Below are 19169 nucleotides of genomic sequence, written 5' to 3' on the forward strand. Positions count from 1 at the left end.
ATAACTGATTTATTTATGCTACTGCTTTCTTAACCAGATCCGCAGCTTCGCTCAGCAATATAGCCGACTGAACTTTAAGCCCGCTTTCATCAATTAATTTTTTAGCTTCTTCTGCATTAGTACCCTGCAGGCGCACAATAATCGGTATATTAATGTTGCCCAGGTTTTTATAAGCATCAATTACACCTGCTGCCACACGGTCGCAACGTACAATGCCACCGAATATATTGATAAGAATCGCTTTTACATTCGGGTCTTTCATAATAATGCGAAAACCTGCTTCAACAGTTTGTGCATTGGCTGTGCCGCCCACATCAAGAAAGTTTGCAGGATTACCACCACTTAGTTTGATCATATCCATAGTGGCCATTGCCAAACCAGCGCCGTTAACCATACAACCAACATTACCATCAAGCTTCACAAAGTTGAGATTGTATTTGCCTGCTTCCACTTCTGTTGGGTCTTCTTCCGCAAGATCGCGCAGTGCTTCAATATCCGGATGGCGCATTAAAGCGTTATCATCAAGGTTCATTTTACAATCAACTGCAATAATTTTATCATCGCTTGTTTTAAATAAAGGATTTATTTCAAGCATGGAGCAATCAAGCCCAACATAAGCATTATATAGGTTGGTCACAAACTTTACGCAATTCTTAAAAGCTTCTCCCTTCAATCCAAAATTAAATGCAATCTTTCTTGCCTGGAATGGTAATAAACCTCCTGAAGGATGCACCCATTCCTTGAAAATTTTATCTGGCGTTTTATGGGCCACTTCTTCAATGTCCATACCACCTTCAGTGCTGTACATAATTACGTTCTGGCCTTTTGCACGATCCAGCAATATGGATAAATAAAATTCCTTTGTAGGATTGGGGCCGGGATAATAAACATCCTGCGCAATTAAAACTTTATTTACTTTTTTACCGGCTTCGCCTGTTTGAATAGTAACCAAAGTGCCGCCCAATATATTACCGGCGATAGTTGCAACTTCTTCAAGGCTTTTACCAACAGCCACACCACGTTGTTCAGTGCCTTTAATTTTTCCCTTACCGCGGCCACCCGCATGTATCTGGGCCTTTACAACAGCAAAATTATTTTGTGTCTGGCTTTTAATGTTGCGGTATGCTTCTTCCGCTTCATGCACCGTGCTGCTTGCATAGCCTTCCTGCACCGGCACGCCATATTTTTTTATTAATTCCTTTGCCTGGTATTCGTGAAGATTCATAATCTATGTGTTTGTGCGAAGATAATAGTTTGTGTTTTGATGATGGCGTTTAATAATATTTTCAGAAAAACGGTATATCATAAATCGGTTAACCGCTTCAGGAAATCATCTTTCCTTCTTGTTGAAACTTCAATTTCTGAACCGTCGGTCATTGTTACAGTTCCGCCTTTTCCTTTATTATACATTTTTATATAGGCAAGATTAATGAGGTGCGAATTATGAACGCGGTAGAAATTATATTCGGTAAGCATTTCTTCAAACTCCTTTAATGTTTTTGCCACGAGAAGCTTCTGTTTATCTTTTAAAAATAAAGTTGTATAGTTTATGTTGCTTTCGCAGCGGATAATATCATCTGTCTGAATAAATACGAGGCCGCTTAAAACCGGTACACAGATTCTTTTGGAAGAGCTTTGTATGTTTTTAAGATTATGAAAAAGTGTATCGAATTTACCGGCTATATCTTTTTGCGAGACTTTATCATTAAGCTTTTTAAGCGCTGCCTGCAATTCATCCGTATCAATGGGCTTAAGCAAATAATCCAGTGCACTGAACTTAAAAGCCTGTACAGCGTATTTATCATAGGCCGTGGTAAAGATGACTTCAAAATTTATTTCCGGTAATTGTTTTAAAAGATCAAAGCCCGTTTTATTTCCTATTTCAATATCCAAAAAAACAAGCTGGGGTTTATATGTTCTTACAGCAGTTAATCCTTCTTCAACCGACTGAACGCTGGCAAGCAATTCAACCGTATCACTGCAGTTTTTAGAGAGCAGCGTCGTAAGCCGGTTTATGCAATGTTGTTCATCATCTATAATGATCGCCTTAATCATAGTGTGAATTTATAACTTAATCACAAGAAGATGTTTGCCGTTAATGCCAGGCCTGCTGAGTTCACGTTTTTTTAATTTTTTTCAGCAAAAAATAAATAGTGCTTTGCACTTAATCAATTGAGCTTGAAATGACCTGTTATGCAGTTTAGGTTTATACCGCATTTAAAACAAATGAAAACAATGCTGTTACCTGCATCGCCTGCCTCACTTTCCCCGCCTGTATATGCTAATTCGGAATTTGTGCTGCATGTATTCGAAATAACATTGTTTATGTTGCTTTTAATGATGTGCAAATGGATCCGGTGATCATAATTCTATTCTTTTAATAAATACCAATCACTAACATAATTTATATTAATGGCAAAACATAATGTAAGGATTAAAATTCCACGCAATGCAGAACATCTTCTTCAATTGGCGAATACAGTGTATTCAAAGCATATAGCTGATGCGGAAAAATCGCCATTAATTTTGCTGAATGATTATAACTGGAAAGATAACAGCCAGCACATGGCACAGGCACAGGCTCTGCAGCAGCAGATAAGGCAAACTGAAGAAGAACTGGACAACCTTTACCGTAAACGGGATATGCTGCTTGTGCCTGTAAACCTCACATTAAAATGCAGCCGCGACCTGCTGCTGGGTATGTACAAGGCTAATTATAAAAAACTTACGGAGTGGGGTTTTGAAGTAGATGATACGCCAAAACAAAAACAGCCTGTAACAATTAATCAATAGAATCAGCACTCAGAATGAAATATGAGTAATAAATCAGAAAATTAATTCCAGGGGCAACTGTATCTCAGCCCTAACCCCGCTTTCTTTACCTGCTACGGTTACACTTGCATTGGTGTTTTTCTGTTTATTAATAACTCCTATCCGTTCACGGGTAATGCGCATGCCTAAAGACCTTCGTTTCTTCGGATTTTCTTCAGGTTGCATACCTATGCCATTATCTTCAACAATGCAATTAAGCATGTTGTTTTGCTGTTGCACATGAACAAGTATTTTTCCTTCACCTTCCTTATGGGCAATGCCATGCCATATACTGTTTTCAACAAACGGCTGCAGTATTAACGGCGGTATAAGCGTGTTTTCTTTATCAATCGCATCATCAACAATAATTTCATAATCGAATTTATTGTTAAGCCTGAAACGTTCAAGCTGCATGTATAATTCAAGAGCTTTAAGGTCTTCAACCAGAGGAATCTCCTTTTGTTCGGAATTTTCCAAAACCATGCGCATAAGCCGCGCAAATTTCGATGCAAAATCAGAAGCGGCCTGTGTTTGGTTCTTATCAATGTAATCAGCAATAGAGTTGAGTGAATTAAAAATAAAGTGCGGGTTCATCTGGGCCCGCAGCGCTTTCATCTCAGTATCGGTAACCATGGCTTTTAGTTCCGCCTCATTCTTTTGAACTTTTATATCCCGGTTGTGTTTATAAAAAATGAATGTGCCGATACCTGCAAGTATTAAAAAAACAGAACCCGCCATTATAGCATTTTTCACTACATGTTGTTTCTGAATTTCTGCTTTGGCCAGCGCCTGCTTTTTATCGTTAACAGCTTTTATAGAATCCTGTGTTTTATTGAATTCATACTGCATTTCAAGGCGGGTTATTTTCTTAGTATTACTATTGTTCAATATGCTATCGTTCAGTACCACAGCCTGTTCATAAAAATCCAATGCCTTTTTGTAATTATTTTGTTTTATATAAATTTCTTTCATTGTTTCCAGTGCAAACCATTGTCTTCTTAGTGCTTTGATGTTTTTTGCCATATTAAGGGCAGTTTCATTAAATTTTATAGCACTGTCAAAACGATGACCAGGATTAATTCCTGCATGCAGCAGGTCTTTATCAGGCGCCTCAAGTATGCAAACCGCCATAATATTGTACATTAAAGACAGATTGGATTTATCATTTAGTTTCTTATACATAGGGACTGATTCTCTAATAATATCCATGGCCAGTTTATAATTGGAATGATAGTAATGAAAAATGCCAATATTGCCCATATTACTGGCAATGCCAAACTCGTAGTTTATCTGTTTGCTTATCTCAAGCGCCTTTGTATAATTAGCTATGGCATTTGCAGAATCTTCCAGATTGTCATACGCTGTTGCTATATTACCAAGCGTATTTACCATTGCCTTTTTATTGCCCGTTTGCTCATTCAGCTGCAATGATTTTTTGTGGTACTCCAGCGCTTTATTAAAATTTTCGAGGTTCAAATAAACCAAACCCAGATTAGTATATACATCCGAAATGCCTTGTGCATTATTTATTTTGGTAAAAATGGCCAATGCCATTTGCTGGTACTTTAATGCTTCAGGTAAATTTGACATAAACTGATAATTCAAACCCATACCCACAAAAGCTTTCGCAATAGCTGCACTGTCATTTATTCTTTTAGCCTGCATTAAAAGTTTTTCCTGCATTTTCATGGCAGCACCATATTCCGACATATTAAAGTAAGCTGCGCCCAGGCGCTGGTAAGCGTTCAGTGAAGTTTGATTAAAATTCCGTTGTTCACTAATAGCCAATGCTTCCTTAAAAGATGCAACAGCAGTTTTGTTATCGCCTGCTGAAATATAATTTTCTCCTTTGCACAGGTAGGCAGTAGCCAGCAATTGCATTGCATTTAATTTCTTTGCTAATGCAATAGCCCGCTCTGCCGTTTCCAAACCTTTATCGGGGTTAACATCTGAAAAGGCAAAAGCAAGATCATTTAGCAGCCTTAGTCTTACTGTATCTTCCTTCGGGTGTTTATTTAGTGCATTTGATAAGCTGTCCAATTCATTTTTCTGTGCATGCGCCATTACAGTTATCAGCAGAAAAACAGCTATTAATAACTTTCTCATTTGGCAGAATATTTAATATGAAAAATGCAACTGTAAAAATCAAAATTTCATAAACAGTTTTTTAAAAATCGCCTGCAAAAAATAAATCAAATCCTTCAATTAATCAATGCTGCTTGCGTCCGGATTATAAGCAGGTTAGGTTTATGCAATAATAAAAAACAAATATAAACAACGCGGGTGTTAATGAACGCAACAGCAATGTTCATATAAATATTCTTAATACAAATTAATGTTTGAAAAAAAGAAAGATTATTAATGTACCTGCACTTTAAAAACCGAAACAATGAAAACTTACCAGGCGTCAGGAAAAGAAATTCAATTGTACAATTTCACCGGCATTGTTGCCGAAACCGGTAAAAACATGGAAACAATTGTAAGCGGCGGAGGAGGAGGCGGTTACAGCTATCAGGGCACAGGCGGCACAGCGCCCGTTACCATACGTTCCCGCACCGTTGTGCACGACCAGTTCTTCCTGGTTGATGCAAATGGAAATGAAATGTCTTTTCAACTGCAGGATTTTAATATAGCCTGCAGAAGGGATAATAAACTGGCTGTGATATGGGGCATTAAAAAAGGAAAGGAAAAAGGGCCTTACATAATAGTGCATAACTATTCCACTAACAGCACTTTTTACGATGATAAATCAATAGCCAGGCTTTTCAGGTTAAGCCCCTTGTTATTATTTGGCGGTGGTTTGCTTGCAGTAATTATCCTCTGGAATATAATGGGTGGCTGGATTTTAGCTATCGCTATCGGGGTACTTATTTATTATGAAGTAACACTGCGCAAACAAATTAAAACATTTAAAAACAGTATCGATTTTAATGATTTCGCCTGATCCCTTACCGTTTCTCTTATCCCTGAAACCATAATCTTCTATGAAAACAATAAAACAATTTTATGAAACACGATTACTTCAAAACCACTTTAATGTTTACTGCCGTATTTCTATGTATGAATGCAGGCAGTTTCGCACAGTCCCCAAAAACAGACAAGAACAAAGACAAGGTAACCATTGAAGATATTAAACCAATCTGTACCGATCTTCCCAAAGAAAAAAAGCCAAGGGTAACCGTTGCTAACTTTAAACTTACAGCGCCCAATGCGCCACGCGATCAATTTGGAGAAAACCTTGCAACCATGCTTACAAATGCTTTGCAGAAAGTGCAGTGTTTCCGTGTGCTTGAACGGCTGGCCAATATGGGAGATGTTCAGGCTGAACTGGATTACCAGGGTAATTCAGGAAATGTAAGTAAGAAAAGCACAGTTCAAAAGGGCAATATGATGGGCGCCAACGTAATTGTTCAGGGTGAAGTAACGGAGTTTGAGCAAAGCGCCGGCGGCGTGGGCGCAGCTATTGTAAAAACCAAAAGCTATAAAGCCAAAGTAGGCATTATCATCCGTCTGGTTGATCCCGAAACAAGGGAAGTAATTGCATCAGAATCATTCAATGTGGAAAAGAGAACCGGCGGCGGCGTACAGGTGGGAGTAACCATGCCTTATGGGTTAGGCAGCATTAATGCTATGAGCACGGCCTTTCAAAACCCTGCCGTGCAGGATGCAACGGAAGATTGCATCATTAAAGCCACGCAATACATAGCAGGCGAAAAAGATAAAATTGACCTGCCTGAAAATGATGTGCCGGACGGAGCTTCCCAATACACGCTTACTTTTAAAAATATTGATTATACCCAATTGGGAAAAGTAACATCTGCCATTGAAAAGATTGCCGGTGTATCAAACGTTAATAGCGATGATTTCAGTGATAATGTAGCTAATGTTGTAGTAACACAAAATATTAAACTGAAAGAAGTGGTTGATAAAATCATCGCTGCAAATACGGGCGTGAAATTATCTGTTTCCGGCATGTCGAAAGACGGCGCAACGTTTACTGTAAAATAGTGCCCCCATCCCTTACAATTCAAAAACCTGCCTTTTCAATGCAGGTTTTTTTGTTGCAATATTTGCAAAAACCATTAACAAAAGCCCCTGTATATAATCCTGTAACTCTATTGTACCTTTGCACAAATTTTATATATGCTGAATACGATAGAAAGTGCGGTAGAAGATATAAAAAAAGGCAAGCTGGTAATTGTGGTAGATGATGAAGACCGTGAGAATGAAGGAGATTTTATAACGGCAGCACGCAACGTTACACCTGAGATCATCAATTTTATGAGCAAGGAAGGCCGCGGCCTTATCTGCGTTCCTATGACCGAAGAACGCGCCGACGAACTGCAGCTCGATCTTATGGTAAGCAAAAACACGGCGCTGCACGAAACGCCGTTTACAGTAAGCGTTGATTTAATCGGGCATGGCTGCACCACCGGCATCAGCGCCCACGACCGGGCTAAAACTATACAGGCGCTAATCGACCCCAATACTAAACCTGAAGACCTTGGAAGGCCGGGCCATATCTTTCCATTACGTGCAAAAAAAGGCGGTGTTTTAAGAAGGACCGGGCACACGGAAGCAACCGTGGACCTGGCAAGGCTGGCTGGCTTTGAGCCTGCCGGGGTTTTGGTTGAAATTATGAATGAAGATGGCACTATGGCGCGTTTGCCCGAGCTTAGAAAAATTGCCGATAAGTTCGATCTCAAAATAGTTTCCATCAAAGATTTGATTGAATACAGGCTGAAGTCAGACTCTACCATTGAAGAAGTGGTGCGGGTGGATATGCCAACAAAATATGGGATGTTTAAACTGGTAGCATTCAAAGAAAAAATTACCGGCGGCGAACATCTTGCTTTAATAAAAGGTGAATGGCAGAAAGATGAGCCTGTTTTAACGCGGGTGCATTCAAGTTGTTTTACCGGCGATATCCTCGGCAGTTTTCGTTGCGATTGCGGCGAGCAACTGCATAAAGCTATGCAAATGGTGGAAGCTGAAGGCAGAGGTGTTATTCTTTATATGAACCAGGAAGGCCGCGGTATTGGTTTATTGAATAAGTTGCGTGCTTATAAATTGCAGGAACAAGGTATGGATACTGTTGAGGCCAACCTGCACCTTGGCTTTGGAATGGATGAACGAGATTATGGCGTGGGCGCCCAGATTTTGCGGCACCTTGGTATAACCAAGCTGCGCTTAATGAGCAATAACCCAAAAAAGCGGGCAGGGCTAAGCGGGTATGGACTGGAAATTGTTGAAATTGTGCCGATAGAAATCAAGCCTAACGAATTCAATGAAAAATACCTGCTCACCAAGCGTGATAAACTCGGCCACAAAATATTATCACATAAATAAAAGGTGTTACACACCTTTTTGTTTTTTATTTGGGTTACCGCATTTGTTTTTCCATGATAGTAATAGCCGCAGGGAGATATAAAGACAAGAACGATATTGAGCAATTAAAGAAAATAAATAAATAGCGCATTTTATCTTTTGAATCATACATCATCAAATCATAAATCACACATAACAAATGGGTTTCTTCAACAAATTATTCGGTAAAAAAGAAAAGGAAAGTTTAGATGAAGGTTTGCAAAAGACCAAGTCGGGTTTCTTTGAAAAAATAACCAAGGCCATTGCCGGTAAAAGCACGGTAGATGAAGAAGTGCTCGATAATCTTGAAGATGCATTGGTAAGCGCTGATGTTGGTATTGATACCACGATTGAAATAATTAAACGGATTGAAGAGCGTGTTGCCCGTGATAAATATGTTGGCACAAGTGAATTGAATAAGCTATTGCAAAACGAAATTGAAAATATACTCACCGATACGCCGGAAGATTCGTATAAAGAATTCGATTTACCTGAAGATAAGAGGCCTTATGTATTATTGGTTGTAGGCGTAAATGGCGTAGGCAAAACAACCACAATAGGCAAGCTTGCCCATAATTATAAAAAAGCCGGAAAAAGTGTATTGCTTGGTGCAGCCGATACTTTTCGTGCTGCTGCGGTTGATCAACTTACCATTTGGAGTGAACGGGTTGGCGTTCCCATAGTAAAACAGGCAATGGGCAGTGATCCCGCTTCTGTGGCTTTTGATGCCGTACAAAGTGCCGTTTCGAGGAAGTCTGATATTGTAATTATTGATACGGCAGGCCGCCTGCATAATAAAGCGCATTTAATGGAAGAGCTTTCAAAAATCAAACGTGTCACGCAAAAGGTTATTCCAGATGCGCCGCACGAAGTATTGCTTGTGCTTGATGGTTCAACCGGCCAGAATGCACTGGAGCAGGCTAAGCATTTTACCGCAGCCACCGATGTTACTTCACTTGCTATTACCAAATTAGATGGCACCGCAAAAGGTGGCGTTGTTTTGGCAATTGCCAATCAGTTTAAAATCCCGGTAAAATATATTGGCGTGGGCGAAAAAATGGACGACCTGCTGCTGTTTGATAAACATGAATTTGTTGACAGTTTGTTTAATTTGGAGAAGGCATAAATTGTTTAAATTTGAATCATGTCAGTATTGATGAAGAAACCTGAAACACTTGTAGATGTGTACCGGCTGCTGCCAGAAGGTACGCCTATACAGGTTATCAATAATCAATTCTATATGAGCCCTTCACCCGCATTTGCACATTTCTCAATTGCAAAAACTATCTTTTTGCAATTGAATGAAGTTGTTACCGCTAACAATTTAGGTGAAGCAATTTATGCTCCGGTTGATGTTTATCTTGGTGACAAAAATGCGGTTCAGCCGGATGTTTTCTTTATAAGCAATGCCAACAAGCATTTTATTGAAAACGATGGTGTTTATGGTGCGCCAGATATTATTGTCGAAATACTTTCCCCATCCAACAAGAATACTGACCTTATAAAAAAGAAAGCCATTTATGAACAGTTTGGCGTGCAGGAATATTTTATTGTTGAGCCTGCTGACAAATCTGTTTTAAGCTATTATTTGAAAGATGGAAAATATGCTGAACCCAAAAAACAAAAAGCCAAATTAACCAGCAAATTACTGCGCAAGACATTTAGCTTTTAATTGAAAAACTTTGCACCGCTTCAATAATTATCTTTACTGTGGTGCAGCCAATAACCTACATAGCGCATTTTGATCTCGATTCATTTTTTTACAGTGTAGAGGTTTTGAATAACCCTGAATTAGCAGGTAAAGCTGTAATTGTTGGCGGCAGCCGCGAACGTGGTGTAGTTACTACCTGCAGTTATGAAGCCCGGAAATTCGGCGTACATTCTGCCATGCCCATGAAAAAAGCGGTTGAGCTTTGCCCGCATGCAATTTTGGTTCGCGGCTCTCATGGCCAGTATGGTAAATTTTCAAAATGGGTTACAGATATTATTGCTTCCAAAGCGCCCAAATTTCAAAAAGCAAGTATTGATGAGTTTTACCTCGATCTTACCGGCATGGATAAATTCTTCAACCCTTTTCAATGGACAATCGAGTTGCGCCAACTAATAATGGATGAGACCAGGCTGCCCATTTCCTTCGGCCTTGCCAGCAATAAACTTGTTGCTAAAATTGCCACCGATGAAGCCAAGCCTAATGGCTATCTCTTTATTCAGCATGGAAAAGAAAAGGATTTTTTGGCGCCGCTGCCGGTTAAAAAAATTCCCGGCGTAGGCACACATACTTTATCAGTTTTAAACGAAATGGGTATTGAACTGATCGGCGATATTCTCAGGCTTCCAAAAAACGAACTGGAAAACCGGCTTGGTAAATGGGGGCTGGAACTTTGGGATAAAGCGCAGGGCCTGCATCACAGCACTGTTTCAGAATGGCGGGAAGCGAAATCTATTTCTACTGAAAACACTTTTGAAACCAATACAAATGATGTTGAATTTCTTTTAAGCGAACTTATCCGCATGACCGAAAGGGTGGCTTTTGAGCTGAGGCAGGATGAGAAGCTTGCCGGTTGCATTGCGGTTAAAATACGGTATCCCAATTTTGAAACCACTTCCAAACAAACCACGATCGATTACACTTTTCGGGATGATGAATTTATTCCCGTAGCAAAAGATTTATTTCACCAATTATACAAAAAAGGAACGCCTGTGCGGCTGCTCGGCGTACGCCTTAGCGATTTTGCCAATATTACTATGCAGGGAAATTTATTTGATGATGTTTCCCGCAAATCAAATCTTTACAAGGCCATCGATAACATTAAACTTAAATACGGGAAAAATTACCTTGCAAAAGGCCGGAGTATAAAATAGAGTCTATAAGATCTGCAGAGTGGCTTACTTAATCAAAAATTTTGCTGCCGGCAAACCAAAACACTGCCAGCCATATTAAACCTTTGATCAGGAAAAATAAAAAGCCCGCCCAGCCAACGCGCTTAAGCCAAAGTTTAAGATTTCTTGTTTTTTTCTCCGTCACGCAAATGTTTTATAGGAAATGCAAAATTAAAGCGCTCATAAGTAGTGTGAAAATTCTGGCAACAAAAAAAGCCATCCCGTTTTAAACAGAACAGCTTCTTAATATTTTAAATGCAAAAATTATTTGCCGGCGAGGAAATCCTTGATCTTGTCTTTGTGCACAATCGCTTCCTTAAAAGTATAAGCACCTGTTTTAGGGCTGCGCACAGTGCGGATTACTTTACTCCAGTTTTTAGCTTCTGCTGCGGCTTTCTGGTCTTTTGTTTTAATCGCCGTTTTTGCTGCTTTTGCCATGTTTATACAAGTTGATAAGTTGAATTGTTGATTAGGCTAATAAATTAAGGTTATACAAGTCAAACCTTTTTCCATGGTCAACAAACTATTTAATTTCTTTATGAACAGTAACTTTTTTCAGGATTGGATTATATTTTTTCAATTCCAAACGCTCAGGTGTATTCTTTTTGTTTTTAGTGGAAATATAACGGCTTGTACCCGGCAAACCGCTGTTTTTATGCTCTGTGCATTCCAAAATTACCTGAACCCTGTTTCCTTTCTTTGCCATTTGTAAAAGCTTTAAATATGATTACCGTTGGCCCTCAATTCTTTAATAACCGCAGCCAATCCTTTTTTGTTAATTGTACGAATAGCGTCTGTTGACACTTTTAAGGTCACCCACCTGTCTTCTTCAGCAAAATAAAAACGCTTTGTTTGAAGATTAGGTAAAAAACGGCGCTTTGTTTTTATGTTTGAGTGAGAAACATAATGGCCGCCCATTGGCTTTTTACCGGTTACTTCGCAAACTCTTGCCATAAATAATTTTTTTGGGACGGCAAAGGTAATAAACTGCAATCAATAAAACGCCATCATTATCAAAGTTTTTGCAAAAACTGCGTTTTTTTTGATAGTTTTTTGGTTACCAACTGCGGAACCATATTCGACTTCGTTGCGTCGCACACTGCAACCACAGCAAATTAACCAGCTCCGGTTTCCATTTCAAAGTTGCAGCATAATTACCAGCCACATAAGAATTTTAGGTTTCTTTAATTCATCCGGGGCAAATTCATCGTATTTATCTTTGAGAACCTTGCTAAAAACACAACAAATGAAAATATTATTCCTTTCCGATATTCACGATAACGTTTGGGCACTGCAAACCATTTTGCAATCCGGCCACGCCACAGAAGCAGATGTTTTAATTTGCTGCGGCGATTTATGCTCGCCATTTATTATTGATCTTTTATCGGCTTTCAAAAAGCCGGTTCACATAGTTTTAGGCAATAATGATTGCGATGTGGCTGCCATGACTGGCAAACTTCCTAAATATCAAAATATCAAAATTCATGGCGAATATTACCGCGATGAACTGGATAATAAAACCATTGCCGTAAACCATTATCCTGAAAAAGCGCAAAAATTGCTGCAGTTACAGGCTTATGATGTGGTTTGTTACGGCCACGATCATTCCATTTTTGCCCGGCACGAAGGCAAAACCTTATTATTGAACCCCGGCGCAGTAATGGGCTTTAATGCCATGCAGTTAAAAGATATTGATAGTTCTTTTATGGTGTATAACACCCGCATAAATACTGTTGATGCGTATCGCATTACATCAAAAGAAAGCAATGATATTACCAGGTGGGATGCATATTGTATTGGCAGCTCTTTCTGAATTTATTCGCTTTGGTAAACTGCATAATGCTTTAATACTTTCACCTTTAGTTTATTGTTGGCAAATGCAATCAGCTTCGATTCCCTGAACTTCTTTTCCTTATCCAAAAAACCAACAATGCATGAAGGATGGATGGAATCGCCTTTCACAATATCAACGGCAGGCAGAATACCGAAATTGGGCACACGCAATGTGTCTTCCACTTCCATTTGCTTGTAAGAGATTTTTATAAGATACCTGAAGGTTTGTTGGGTTTCATATAACCCGACTTTAAATTCATCTGTTGTTTCAAAACTTCTTATGGTTTCTGCATACATTTTTACAGGCTGCGGGTTTATATTGTTTCTTTCCAAAGGAATATTATCAGAAGTAAATGCAACTGAATCTTCCCGGCTTGTGTTTGTGCCTGCTGAATTACAAGCTGACAATAAGAATGCTAAAAAAAACGGGTAAATGGTTCTCATGCTTATGATATTGCTGTAAAAATAAAAGAGGTTGCCTTTTACAGCAACCTCTTTTAAAAAATATTTTATGAATTTATTACCTGGCTATAATTAACTTTTGCGTGTGCTTATTGCCTTTTTCATCAATAACCGTTACCAGATAGGTGCCGGCAGCATAGGCAGAAACATCAAAAGACTGCAGCCCGGATTTTGCCGATTGCAATTGTACCTTCTTTTGCTGCAATACTTTGCCTTTCATATCGCTCACGAGTATTGTAACATTACCAGTATACCCGTTGAGTGAAATATTTGTTGAGTTGATTGCAGGGTTAGGCGACAGTTTAATTCCATTACCTGTTATGAATGCAGACGATGCTGCATCATCGCTGCCTGATGCTGCAATGGCAGTTCCGTCATCATTAATAATTGTGCCTGTTGCCTCACCATTGCTGATAATGGCGTTAACCGCGTTGCGCAGGATAACTTTAAATGTTTCGTCTGCTTCGTTAACCTTATCGCCCTTAATCAATACCGGTATTCTTTGTGTTTGAGCGCCATTCTTAGGGAAGACCAATATGCCTGACTCTGCAAGGTAGTCGCTGCCGGGCGTTGCAGAGCCTGGTTTTACAACATATCTTACCGCTACTTTCTTTGAAGGCTTGTTGCTGAGCGTAACAATAAAATTCACAAGCTTATAACCATTATTTCCTTCTTTTACTGATTTATCAGCTATTGAAATTGAAAGTCCTGATGGCGCACCTGCTGCTTCGAGTGCTTCATAAGCCATAATTATACCTGCACCAGCATCCCTGTCAGCGCCGGGTGTTTCAATATCAATAGCGCTGCTTATAAGTGCCGTGCGTATTTGTGCAGGCGTTAAAGCCGGGAATGCAGATTTCACAAGCGCTGCTATTGCTGCTGCATTAGGCGCAGCGGCAGAAGTGCCATAAAAAGTTTCGAAACCAGGTGTGGTGGTAGAACAGCCGTCTGCCGCTGTAATATCTGGTTTTTGGAGCAATGTGCCGCCATTGGTACCAAATAACACATTGCCTGCCGTAATTTCAGATCCGTCAGGATTATAGAATATCCTTCTCGGCCCGTCTGAACTAAAGCCTTCCACCAAATTGGTGGCATTGAACGGATCAGGATATGGGCCCTGGGGGAAATTGCTGTAAAAAGGAATAGCCGCAGGTGTGGCTGCAACGGTATAAGCACTGCCTGCTGCATTATGGCCATACATTACACCGGGTGTGGCATTTTGAAGCCTGCCCCTGTTTGTGTTTAAATGCAGCGCCCTTGTTTCCGCACCTGTATTTTTTACAATATAAAACCTGTAACCTGCGGGGAAGCCATAGTGCAGATATTCATAAGCATTATCATCACCGTCCTGAACATTGGTGGAAAAATCAATTACAGCAGTACCTGCAGGATCTGTGGCATAAAGATCGTAATCGTTTGAAGAATGTGCCAGCGGATCAGACCATTTTAAAGTTACCAAACCTGTGGTTCCTGTAACTGTATTATATAAAACGCCACCGCCAAAATCGTTTACGGTACCCGGAAATAACGGAAGGCTTCCGCCATCTGTAAAATCACCCTCCCATACACCGGCTGTGCCATCATTTACATTGCCTGAATTGCCTGCAGAAGAAAAATAAAGCGCGCCAGAAGATGTAACAGTATTTACAGATTGCGCCACATTATCATTCTGGAAAACACCTTCTGCATAATAGGTTACATCATCCACAATAATATCGCAGCCTGCGGTACGAAGGTCAAGTATATTTTGAGCGAAACTTGCCTGGCTGATGAAAGCTGTGGCGAAATACAAATCAGCATCCGGCGCAATGTCATGTATCAATTCCAGCATAGCCCTTCCCTCACGGCCGGAACCAGCCTGGCCCGGAAGAATGTTAAGCACTGCCGGTAAATCGCCGGTGGCCTGCGATGTCTCATAGCCATCAATGCCATCAGATAATACACCGATTTTTACGCCAGCGCCGGAAACTCCAAAAGTAGTCCTCGCCAGGGCCGCTTTGTGCGTGGCGTCAGCCTCTGAAGTTACAGACCCTCCAAAATTGTTATTTGCTCCGGAATTAAAAACATTATTCAATTCATTGCGCACAGTGGCTGCACGGGTAGCAAAATCAGCGCGATTTTTAATGCCGGGGCTATTGTTTCCGGTTATCTTTTTTCCGGCGCGGCTGTTAGCAACATTATTATTAATATGCGGGTCATTGTGCGTAGGCGCCAGCCATTGATTTATGTGCAGCACCGCCTTATAACCCGCAATTTGTTCAACTTTATCCAAAGGCACATTGGCAACGATGTTATTAAACCTTTCTGAAGAAAAAATAATGTCAGCGCCGAGGTTTTTTAAATCGCTTAATAATTGCTGCGAAACATGCGCTTCTATATCCACTTTTACTTTTCCCTGGCTGTTTGCCTTTACATCTGTTTTATAAGCAGGCAATTGCTTTGCAAATGCAGGATTGTTTTGCATTTTATAAGCCAGCAGCAAACGTGAATCAATTTTCTTTTGCGCCGGCGTTCGTGATGCTTTTTCTTCAGTCAGCAGTTTGATTTGTTGTATGGCCTGCGGCTTAAGGTCCTGCGCGCTTAGCCTTACAGAAAATAACACAACAATCAAAGGAAGGATGTACTTAAAAATGTTTTTTCTGCCTTTAATCTTTAGAAGGATTGGTAGATTTTTTCTCATATATGTGTGTTTTTGTGAGCGGTTTGTTAGCGCTGACAGCAGGTCAGGATAGCTAAAGAAGAACCAACAAGATACGCCTATTTTTAACTTTTCACCTAATCTTATTAATTATTTTTTATTTATGATACTAGAGGTAAAAAGTACGTTACCGGCACGCTATTATATGCCAATAAAAGTTATTGGATTTTTGAATATCTTATTTGAGAAATGAGTAAATTTATTGTTGGAGCTCTTTAAAGCGCGGGATTGTTTTTCTGTTAAACATAGCGAAGTAGCAAGGGTAGTTACTATTCTTATTTAATTATCTAATATAATTTTTTATGAAAACAATCAATATTGCCGACAAGCTAATTCCAAATAAACCAACCTCCTATTCATTCCTTAGAATTTTAACCGGGCTTATTATTCTCTTAAGGGCTTTCATTTTTATTTTTGTGACAGCCAATCTTCAATCGATCATAAAAGCTGATATAACCGTATTTGCAGAAAACTCATCAGCGCTTTCCACCGTAATTTCAATCCTTAATATTGCCTGCGGCCTTTTTATATTGGTGGGCTTTGTTACAAGAATAAGCGCCATTATACAAATACCTATTTTGTTTGTTGCTGTGTTTATTATAAACATAAAGCACATTGGTGAAAACCCCACTGAATTTATACTTTCACTTATTACGCTCCTTCTATTATTGATAGTTTCCTATAAAGGAAGCGGGCCTTTTTCTGCAGACGAATATTTCAGGCGCGGTGCAGCGCTGGATAAAAACGATGAAAGCAACAGCTAATATTATTGAGGCATAAATTATATGCATATTTAATTACGTGTTTATCTAAAGCACATAGCTCAAAGCTTTTGCTTTACATTTACGCCTCATTTAACCAACATGAAAACAAGAAGGGATTTTATTAAAGCATCAGGCATGATGGGCGCAGCCACATTGCTTTCATCAAAAAATATTTTCGCTAATAACGCATTGGATTTTGAAAGCAAACGCCCGCCGCTTGCAGAACGGAATTTTACCAGCGATGCTGTTGAAGCCGCTATCAAACAAATGAAAGCAAGCCTGCCAAACAAAGAACTGGGCTGGCTGTTTGAAAATTGCTTTCCCAACACACTGGATACAACTGTTTTTTATGAAGAAAACAATGGCGTACCTGATACGTATGTTATAACCGGCGATATTGATGCCATGTGGCTGCGGGATAGTTCTGCGCAGGTGCATCCCTATATTCCATTGGCCGCAAAAGATAAAAAATTGCAACAGCTGATTACAGGCGTTATTAACCGGCAGGTAAAAAATATATTGAAAGATCCTTATGCCAATGCATTTTATAAAGATCAGAACCAGGTTAGTGAATGGAAAGATGACCTTACCGATATGAAGCCCGGCATTCATGAACGCAAGTGGGAAATAGATTCGCTTTGTTTTCCCATTCGTTTGGCTTATGAATACTGGAAAACAACCGGCGATACAAAGCCATTTACAAATGACTGGAAAGAATCCATCCGTTTAACCGTTCAAACATTTACAGAACAGCAGCGCAAGCATGGCAACGGCCCATACAGTTTTCAGCGTAAAACTGCATGGGCCACAGACGGTGTGCCATTGGGCGGATATGGTTATCCTGTAAAACCGGTGGGGCTTATCTGCTCTATGTTCCGGCCAAGTGATGACGCTACTATTTTTCCTTTTTTAATACCTAGTAATTTCTTCGCCGTAACATCGTTAAAACAAGCTGCTGAAATTTTAAACACCGTGCTTAAAGATGCTTCGCTTGCACAAAGCTGCCATGCGCTTGCAACCGAAGTAGCCAATGCTTTAAAACAATATGCCGTTGTGGAGCATGCACAATTTGGTAAGGTATATGCATATGAAGTAAACGGTTTTGGCAGTTTTAATTTAATGGACGATGCCAATAATCCTGATCTTTTATCACTGCCTTACCTGCATGCCATTGACGCCGACGATGCCGTGTATAAACAAACCAGAAAGCTGGTATTATCTGCTGAAAACCCCTTCTTTTTTAAAGGCAAAGCAGCAGAAGGTATTGGCGGGCCACATGCCGGAATGGATATGATATGGCCGCTGGGCATTACAATGCGTGCATTAACCAGTAACGATGATGTTGAAATAACCAATTGTATAAAAATGCTTATTGCCTCCAACGCAGGCACCGGTTTTATGCACGAAAGTTTTCATAAAGATGATCCATCAAAATTTACGCGCAAATGGTTTGCCTGGGCCAATACATTATTTGGTGAAATGATCATGCATGTACAGGACACAAAACCGGCATTGCTAAAGGCCGTATAATTGTATAATTTTTCAGTTTATGCAGCATAATATCAGGGCTTTCGTTTTTCCAAACGCAGTTGGAAAATATTCACCAGCAATGCAAATGCCACTGAAAAATAAATATAGCCTTTGGGAATATGAAAATCCAATCCTTCCCCAATTAATGATATGCCAATAAGCAGCAAAAAGCTTAATGCAAGTATTTTAAAGGACGGATATTTATGAATAAACCGGCTTATAGGTTCTGCTGCAAACAACATAACGGTTACACTTATAACAACGGCGGCATACATTATCCATAAATGATCTACCATGCCTATTGCCGTTACAATGCTGTCAATGGAAAATACAATATCAAGCATAATAATCTGACCGATGGCCCCGCTGAAATTTGTTGCTTTTTTTGTGCTTACTTCTTCCGGGCCGCCATCAGTCTTATGATGAATTTCCGTTGCACTTTTATACAGAAGGAATAAACCGCCAAGAATAAGGATGATATCTTTTCCGGAAATGTCAATATCAAAAACGGTAAATAAATTTCCCTGTAATTTTAAAATAAGAGAAATAAGCGTTAACAATACAAGCCGCATTAACATAGCAAGCAGCAAGCCTAACCTTCTTGCTTTTTTTTGCTGCTGCAAAGGCAGCCTGCCGGTAACTATCGAAATAAAAATGATATTATCAATACCTAAAACAACTTCCAGTAAAATAAGCGTCAGCAATGCGATTATGTCTTCCATCTATAGCCTGTATTTGTACCGAAAATAGGGGATTCTTTAAAGAAAGAAGAGGGTAAAATTCAACCGGTAAAAGCAGGTATGAATAACGCTGCAAACACGTGC

Annotated in this window: 19 protein-coding genes; 10 read left to right on the forward strand and 9 right to left on the reverse strand. The window is 39.7% G+C overall.

Going from position 1 to position 19169, the window contains the following annotated elements; genetic code table 11:
* Positions 1–13 precede the first annotated feature (13 nt).
* Together sucC and BM015_RS00895 are read right to left on the reverse strand one after the other, a co-directional pair.
* Positions 14–1225 (reverse strand): ADP-forming succinate--CoA ligase subunit beta, encoded by a 1212-nt coding sequence (gene sucC, locus BM015_RS00890; RefSeq protein WP_090653564.1) that lies wholly within the window; start codon positions 1223–1225, stop codon positions 14–16.
* Between the two features lie 77 nt (positions 1226–1302).
* Positions 1303–2055 carry a LytR/AlgR family response regulator transcription factor gene (locus BM015_RS00895; protein ID WP_090653566.1) on the reverse strand — a complete coding sequence of 251 codons (753 nt, stop codon included), beginning with the start codon at positions 2053–2055 and terminating at the stop codon, positions 1303–1305.
* A 357-nt stretch (positions 2056–2412) separates the two neighbouring features.
* Between BM015_RS00895 and BM015_RS00900 the strand changes: the two genes are divergently transcribed.
* Positions 2413–2793, forward strand: coding sequence for a hypothetical protein (locus BM015_RS00900; protein WP_090653568.1), 381 nt, complete (start codon positions 2413–2415; stop codon positions 2791–2793).
* 33 nt (positions 2794–2826) lie between these two features.
* On the opposite strand, the gene BM015_RS00905 is transcribed toward BM015_RS00900, so the two are convergent.
* Complete coding sequence (locus BM015_RS00905) at positions 2827–4917, reverse strand: tetratricopeptide repeat-containing sensor histidine kinase (protein WP_090653570.1); 2091 nt, start codon at positions 4915–4917, stop codon at positions 2827–2829.
* 283 nt (positions 4918–5200) lie between these two features.
* Here BM015_RS00905 and BM015_RS00910 point away from each other — a divergent pair, with 283 nt between their 5' ends.
* The 6 genes from BM015_RS00910 (at position 5201) to dinB (ending at position 11040) form a co-directional block, all read left to right on the forward strand.
* Complete coding sequence (locus BM015_RS00910; RefSeq protein ID WP_090653572.1) at positions 5201–5755, forward strand: hypothetical protein; 555 nt, start codon at positions 5201–5203, stop codon at positions 5753–5755.
* A gap of 62 nt (positions 5756–5817) precedes the next feature.
* Positions 5818–6819, forward strand: a complete 1002-nt coding sequence (locus BM015_RS00915; RefSeq protein WP_090653574.1) for a CsgG/HfaB family protein — start codon at positions 5818–5820, stop codon at positions 6817–6819.
* 135 nt (positions 6820–6954) lie between these two features.
* A complete protein-coding gene (locus tag BM015_RS00920; protein WP_090653576.1) occupies positions 6955–8160 on the forward strand; it encodes a bifunctional 3,4-dihydroxy-2-butanone-4-phosphate synthase/GTP cyclohydrolase II in 1206 nt (401 codons plus the stop codon).
* Between the two features lie 178 nt (positions 8161–8338).
* Positions 8339–9304 carry a signal recognition particle-docking protein FtsY gene (gene ftsY, locus BM015_RS00925; protein WP_090653578.1) on the forward strand — a complete coding sequence of 322 codons (966 nt, stop codon included), beginning with the start codon at positions 8339–8341 and terminating at the stop codon, positions 9302–9304.
* Between the two features lie 18 nt (positions 9305–9322).
* A complete protein-coding gene (locus BM015_RS00930; protein ID WP_090653580.1) occupies positions 9323–9850 on the forward strand; it encodes a Uma2 family endonuclease in 528 nt (175 codons plus the stop codon).
* A 38-nt stretch (positions 9851–9888) separates the two neighbouring features.
* Positions 9889–11040 carry a DNA polymerase IV gene (gene dinB / locus BM015_RS00935; protein ID WP_090653582.1) on the forward strand — a complete coding sequence of 384 codons (1152 nt, stop codon included), beginning with the start codon at positions 9889–9891 and terminating at the stop codon, positions 11038–11040.
* Between the two features lie 282 nt (positions 11041–11322).
* Here the strand turns inward: dinB and BM015_RS00940 are convergent, their stop codons facing one another.
* The 3 genes from BM015_RS00940 to rpmB all read right to left on the reverse strand — a co-directional run bounded on the left by BM015_RS00940 (position 11323) and on the right by rpmB (position 12012).
* Positions 11323–11496, reverse strand: coding sequence for a DUF4295 family protein (locus BM015_RS00940; protein WP_090653584.1), 174 nt, complete (start codon positions 11494–11496; stop codon positions 11323–11325).
* Positions 11497–11581: 85 nt separating this feature from the next.
* Positions 11582–11764 (reverse strand): 50S ribosomal protein L33, encoded by a 183-nt coding sequence (gene rpmG / locus BM015_RS00945; RefSeq protein WP_090653586.1) that lies wholly within the window; start codon positions 11762–11764, stop codon positions 11582–11584.
* Positions 11765–11775: 11 nt separating this feature from the next.
* On the reverse strand, positions 11776–12012 hold the full coding sequence (gene rpmB, locus BM015_RS00950) for a 50S ribosomal protein L28 (RefSeq protein ID WP_090653588.1): 237 nt from the start codon (positions 12010–12012) through the stop codon (positions 11776–11778).
* A 292-nt stretch (positions 12013–12304) separates the two neighbouring features.
* On the opposite strand from rpmB, the gene BM015_RS00955 reads away from it, so the two are divergent.
* Positions 12305–12871 carry a metallophosphoesterase family protein gene (locus tag BM015_RS00955; protein WP_143075717.1) on the forward strand — a complete coding sequence of 189 codons (567 nt, stop codon included), beginning with the start codon at positions 12305–12307 and terminating at the stop codon, positions 12869–12871.
* A gap of 2 nt (positions 12872–12873) precedes the next feature.
* Here BM015_RS00955 and BM015_RS00960 read toward each other — a convergent pair whose 3' ends face one another.
* The gene (locus BM015_RS00960) at positions 12874–13335 is read right to left on the reverse strand and encodes a hypothetical protein (RefSeq protein WP_090653593.1); all 462 of its coding nucleotides are present in this window, start codon (positions 13333–13335) and stop codon (positions 12874–12876) included.
* A gap of 76 nt (positions 13336–13411) precedes the next feature.
* The gene (locus BM015_RS00965; RefSeq protein WP_090653595.1) at positions 13412–16033 is read right to left on the reverse strand and encodes a S8 family serine peptidase; all 2622 of its coding nucleotides are present in this window, start codon (positions 16031–16033) and stop codon (positions 13412–13414) included.
* 320 nt (positions 16034–16353) lie between these two features.
* Here BM015_RS00965 and BM015_RS00970 point away from each other — a divergent pair, with 320 nt between their 5' ends.
* Together BM015_RS00970 and BM015_RS00975 are read left to right on the forward strand one after the other, a co-directional pair.
* On the forward strand, positions 16354–16815 hold the full coding sequence (locus BM015_RS00970) for a DoxX family protein (protein WP_090653597.1): 462 nt from the start codon (positions 16354–16356) through the stop codon (positions 16813–16815).
* A gap of 99 nt (positions 16816–16914) precedes the next feature.
* Positions 16915–18345 carry a glycoside hydrolase family 125 protein gene (locus tag BM015_RS00975; RefSeq protein ID WP_090653599.1) on the forward strand — a complete coding sequence of 477 codons (1431 nt, stop codon included), beginning with the start codon at positions 16915–16917 and terminating at the stop codon, positions 18343–18345.
* A 32-nt stretch (positions 18346–18377) separates the two neighbouring features.
* Here the strand turns inward: BM015_RS00975 and BM015_RS00980 are convergent, their stop codons facing one another.
* Positions 18378–19067 carry a TerC family protein gene (locus tag BM015_RS00980; protein WP_090653601.1) on the reverse strand — a complete coding sequence of 230 codons (690 nt, stop codon included), beginning with the start codon at positions 19065–19067 and terminating at the stop codon, positions 18378–18380.
* Between the last annotated feature and the right edge of the window lie 102 nt (positions 19068–19169).

It is taken from the genome of Parafilimonas terrae, assembly GCF_900115755.1.
GTDB lineage: Bacteria > Bacteroidota > Bacteroidia > Chitinophagales > Chitinophagaceae > Parafilimonas > Parafilimonas terrae.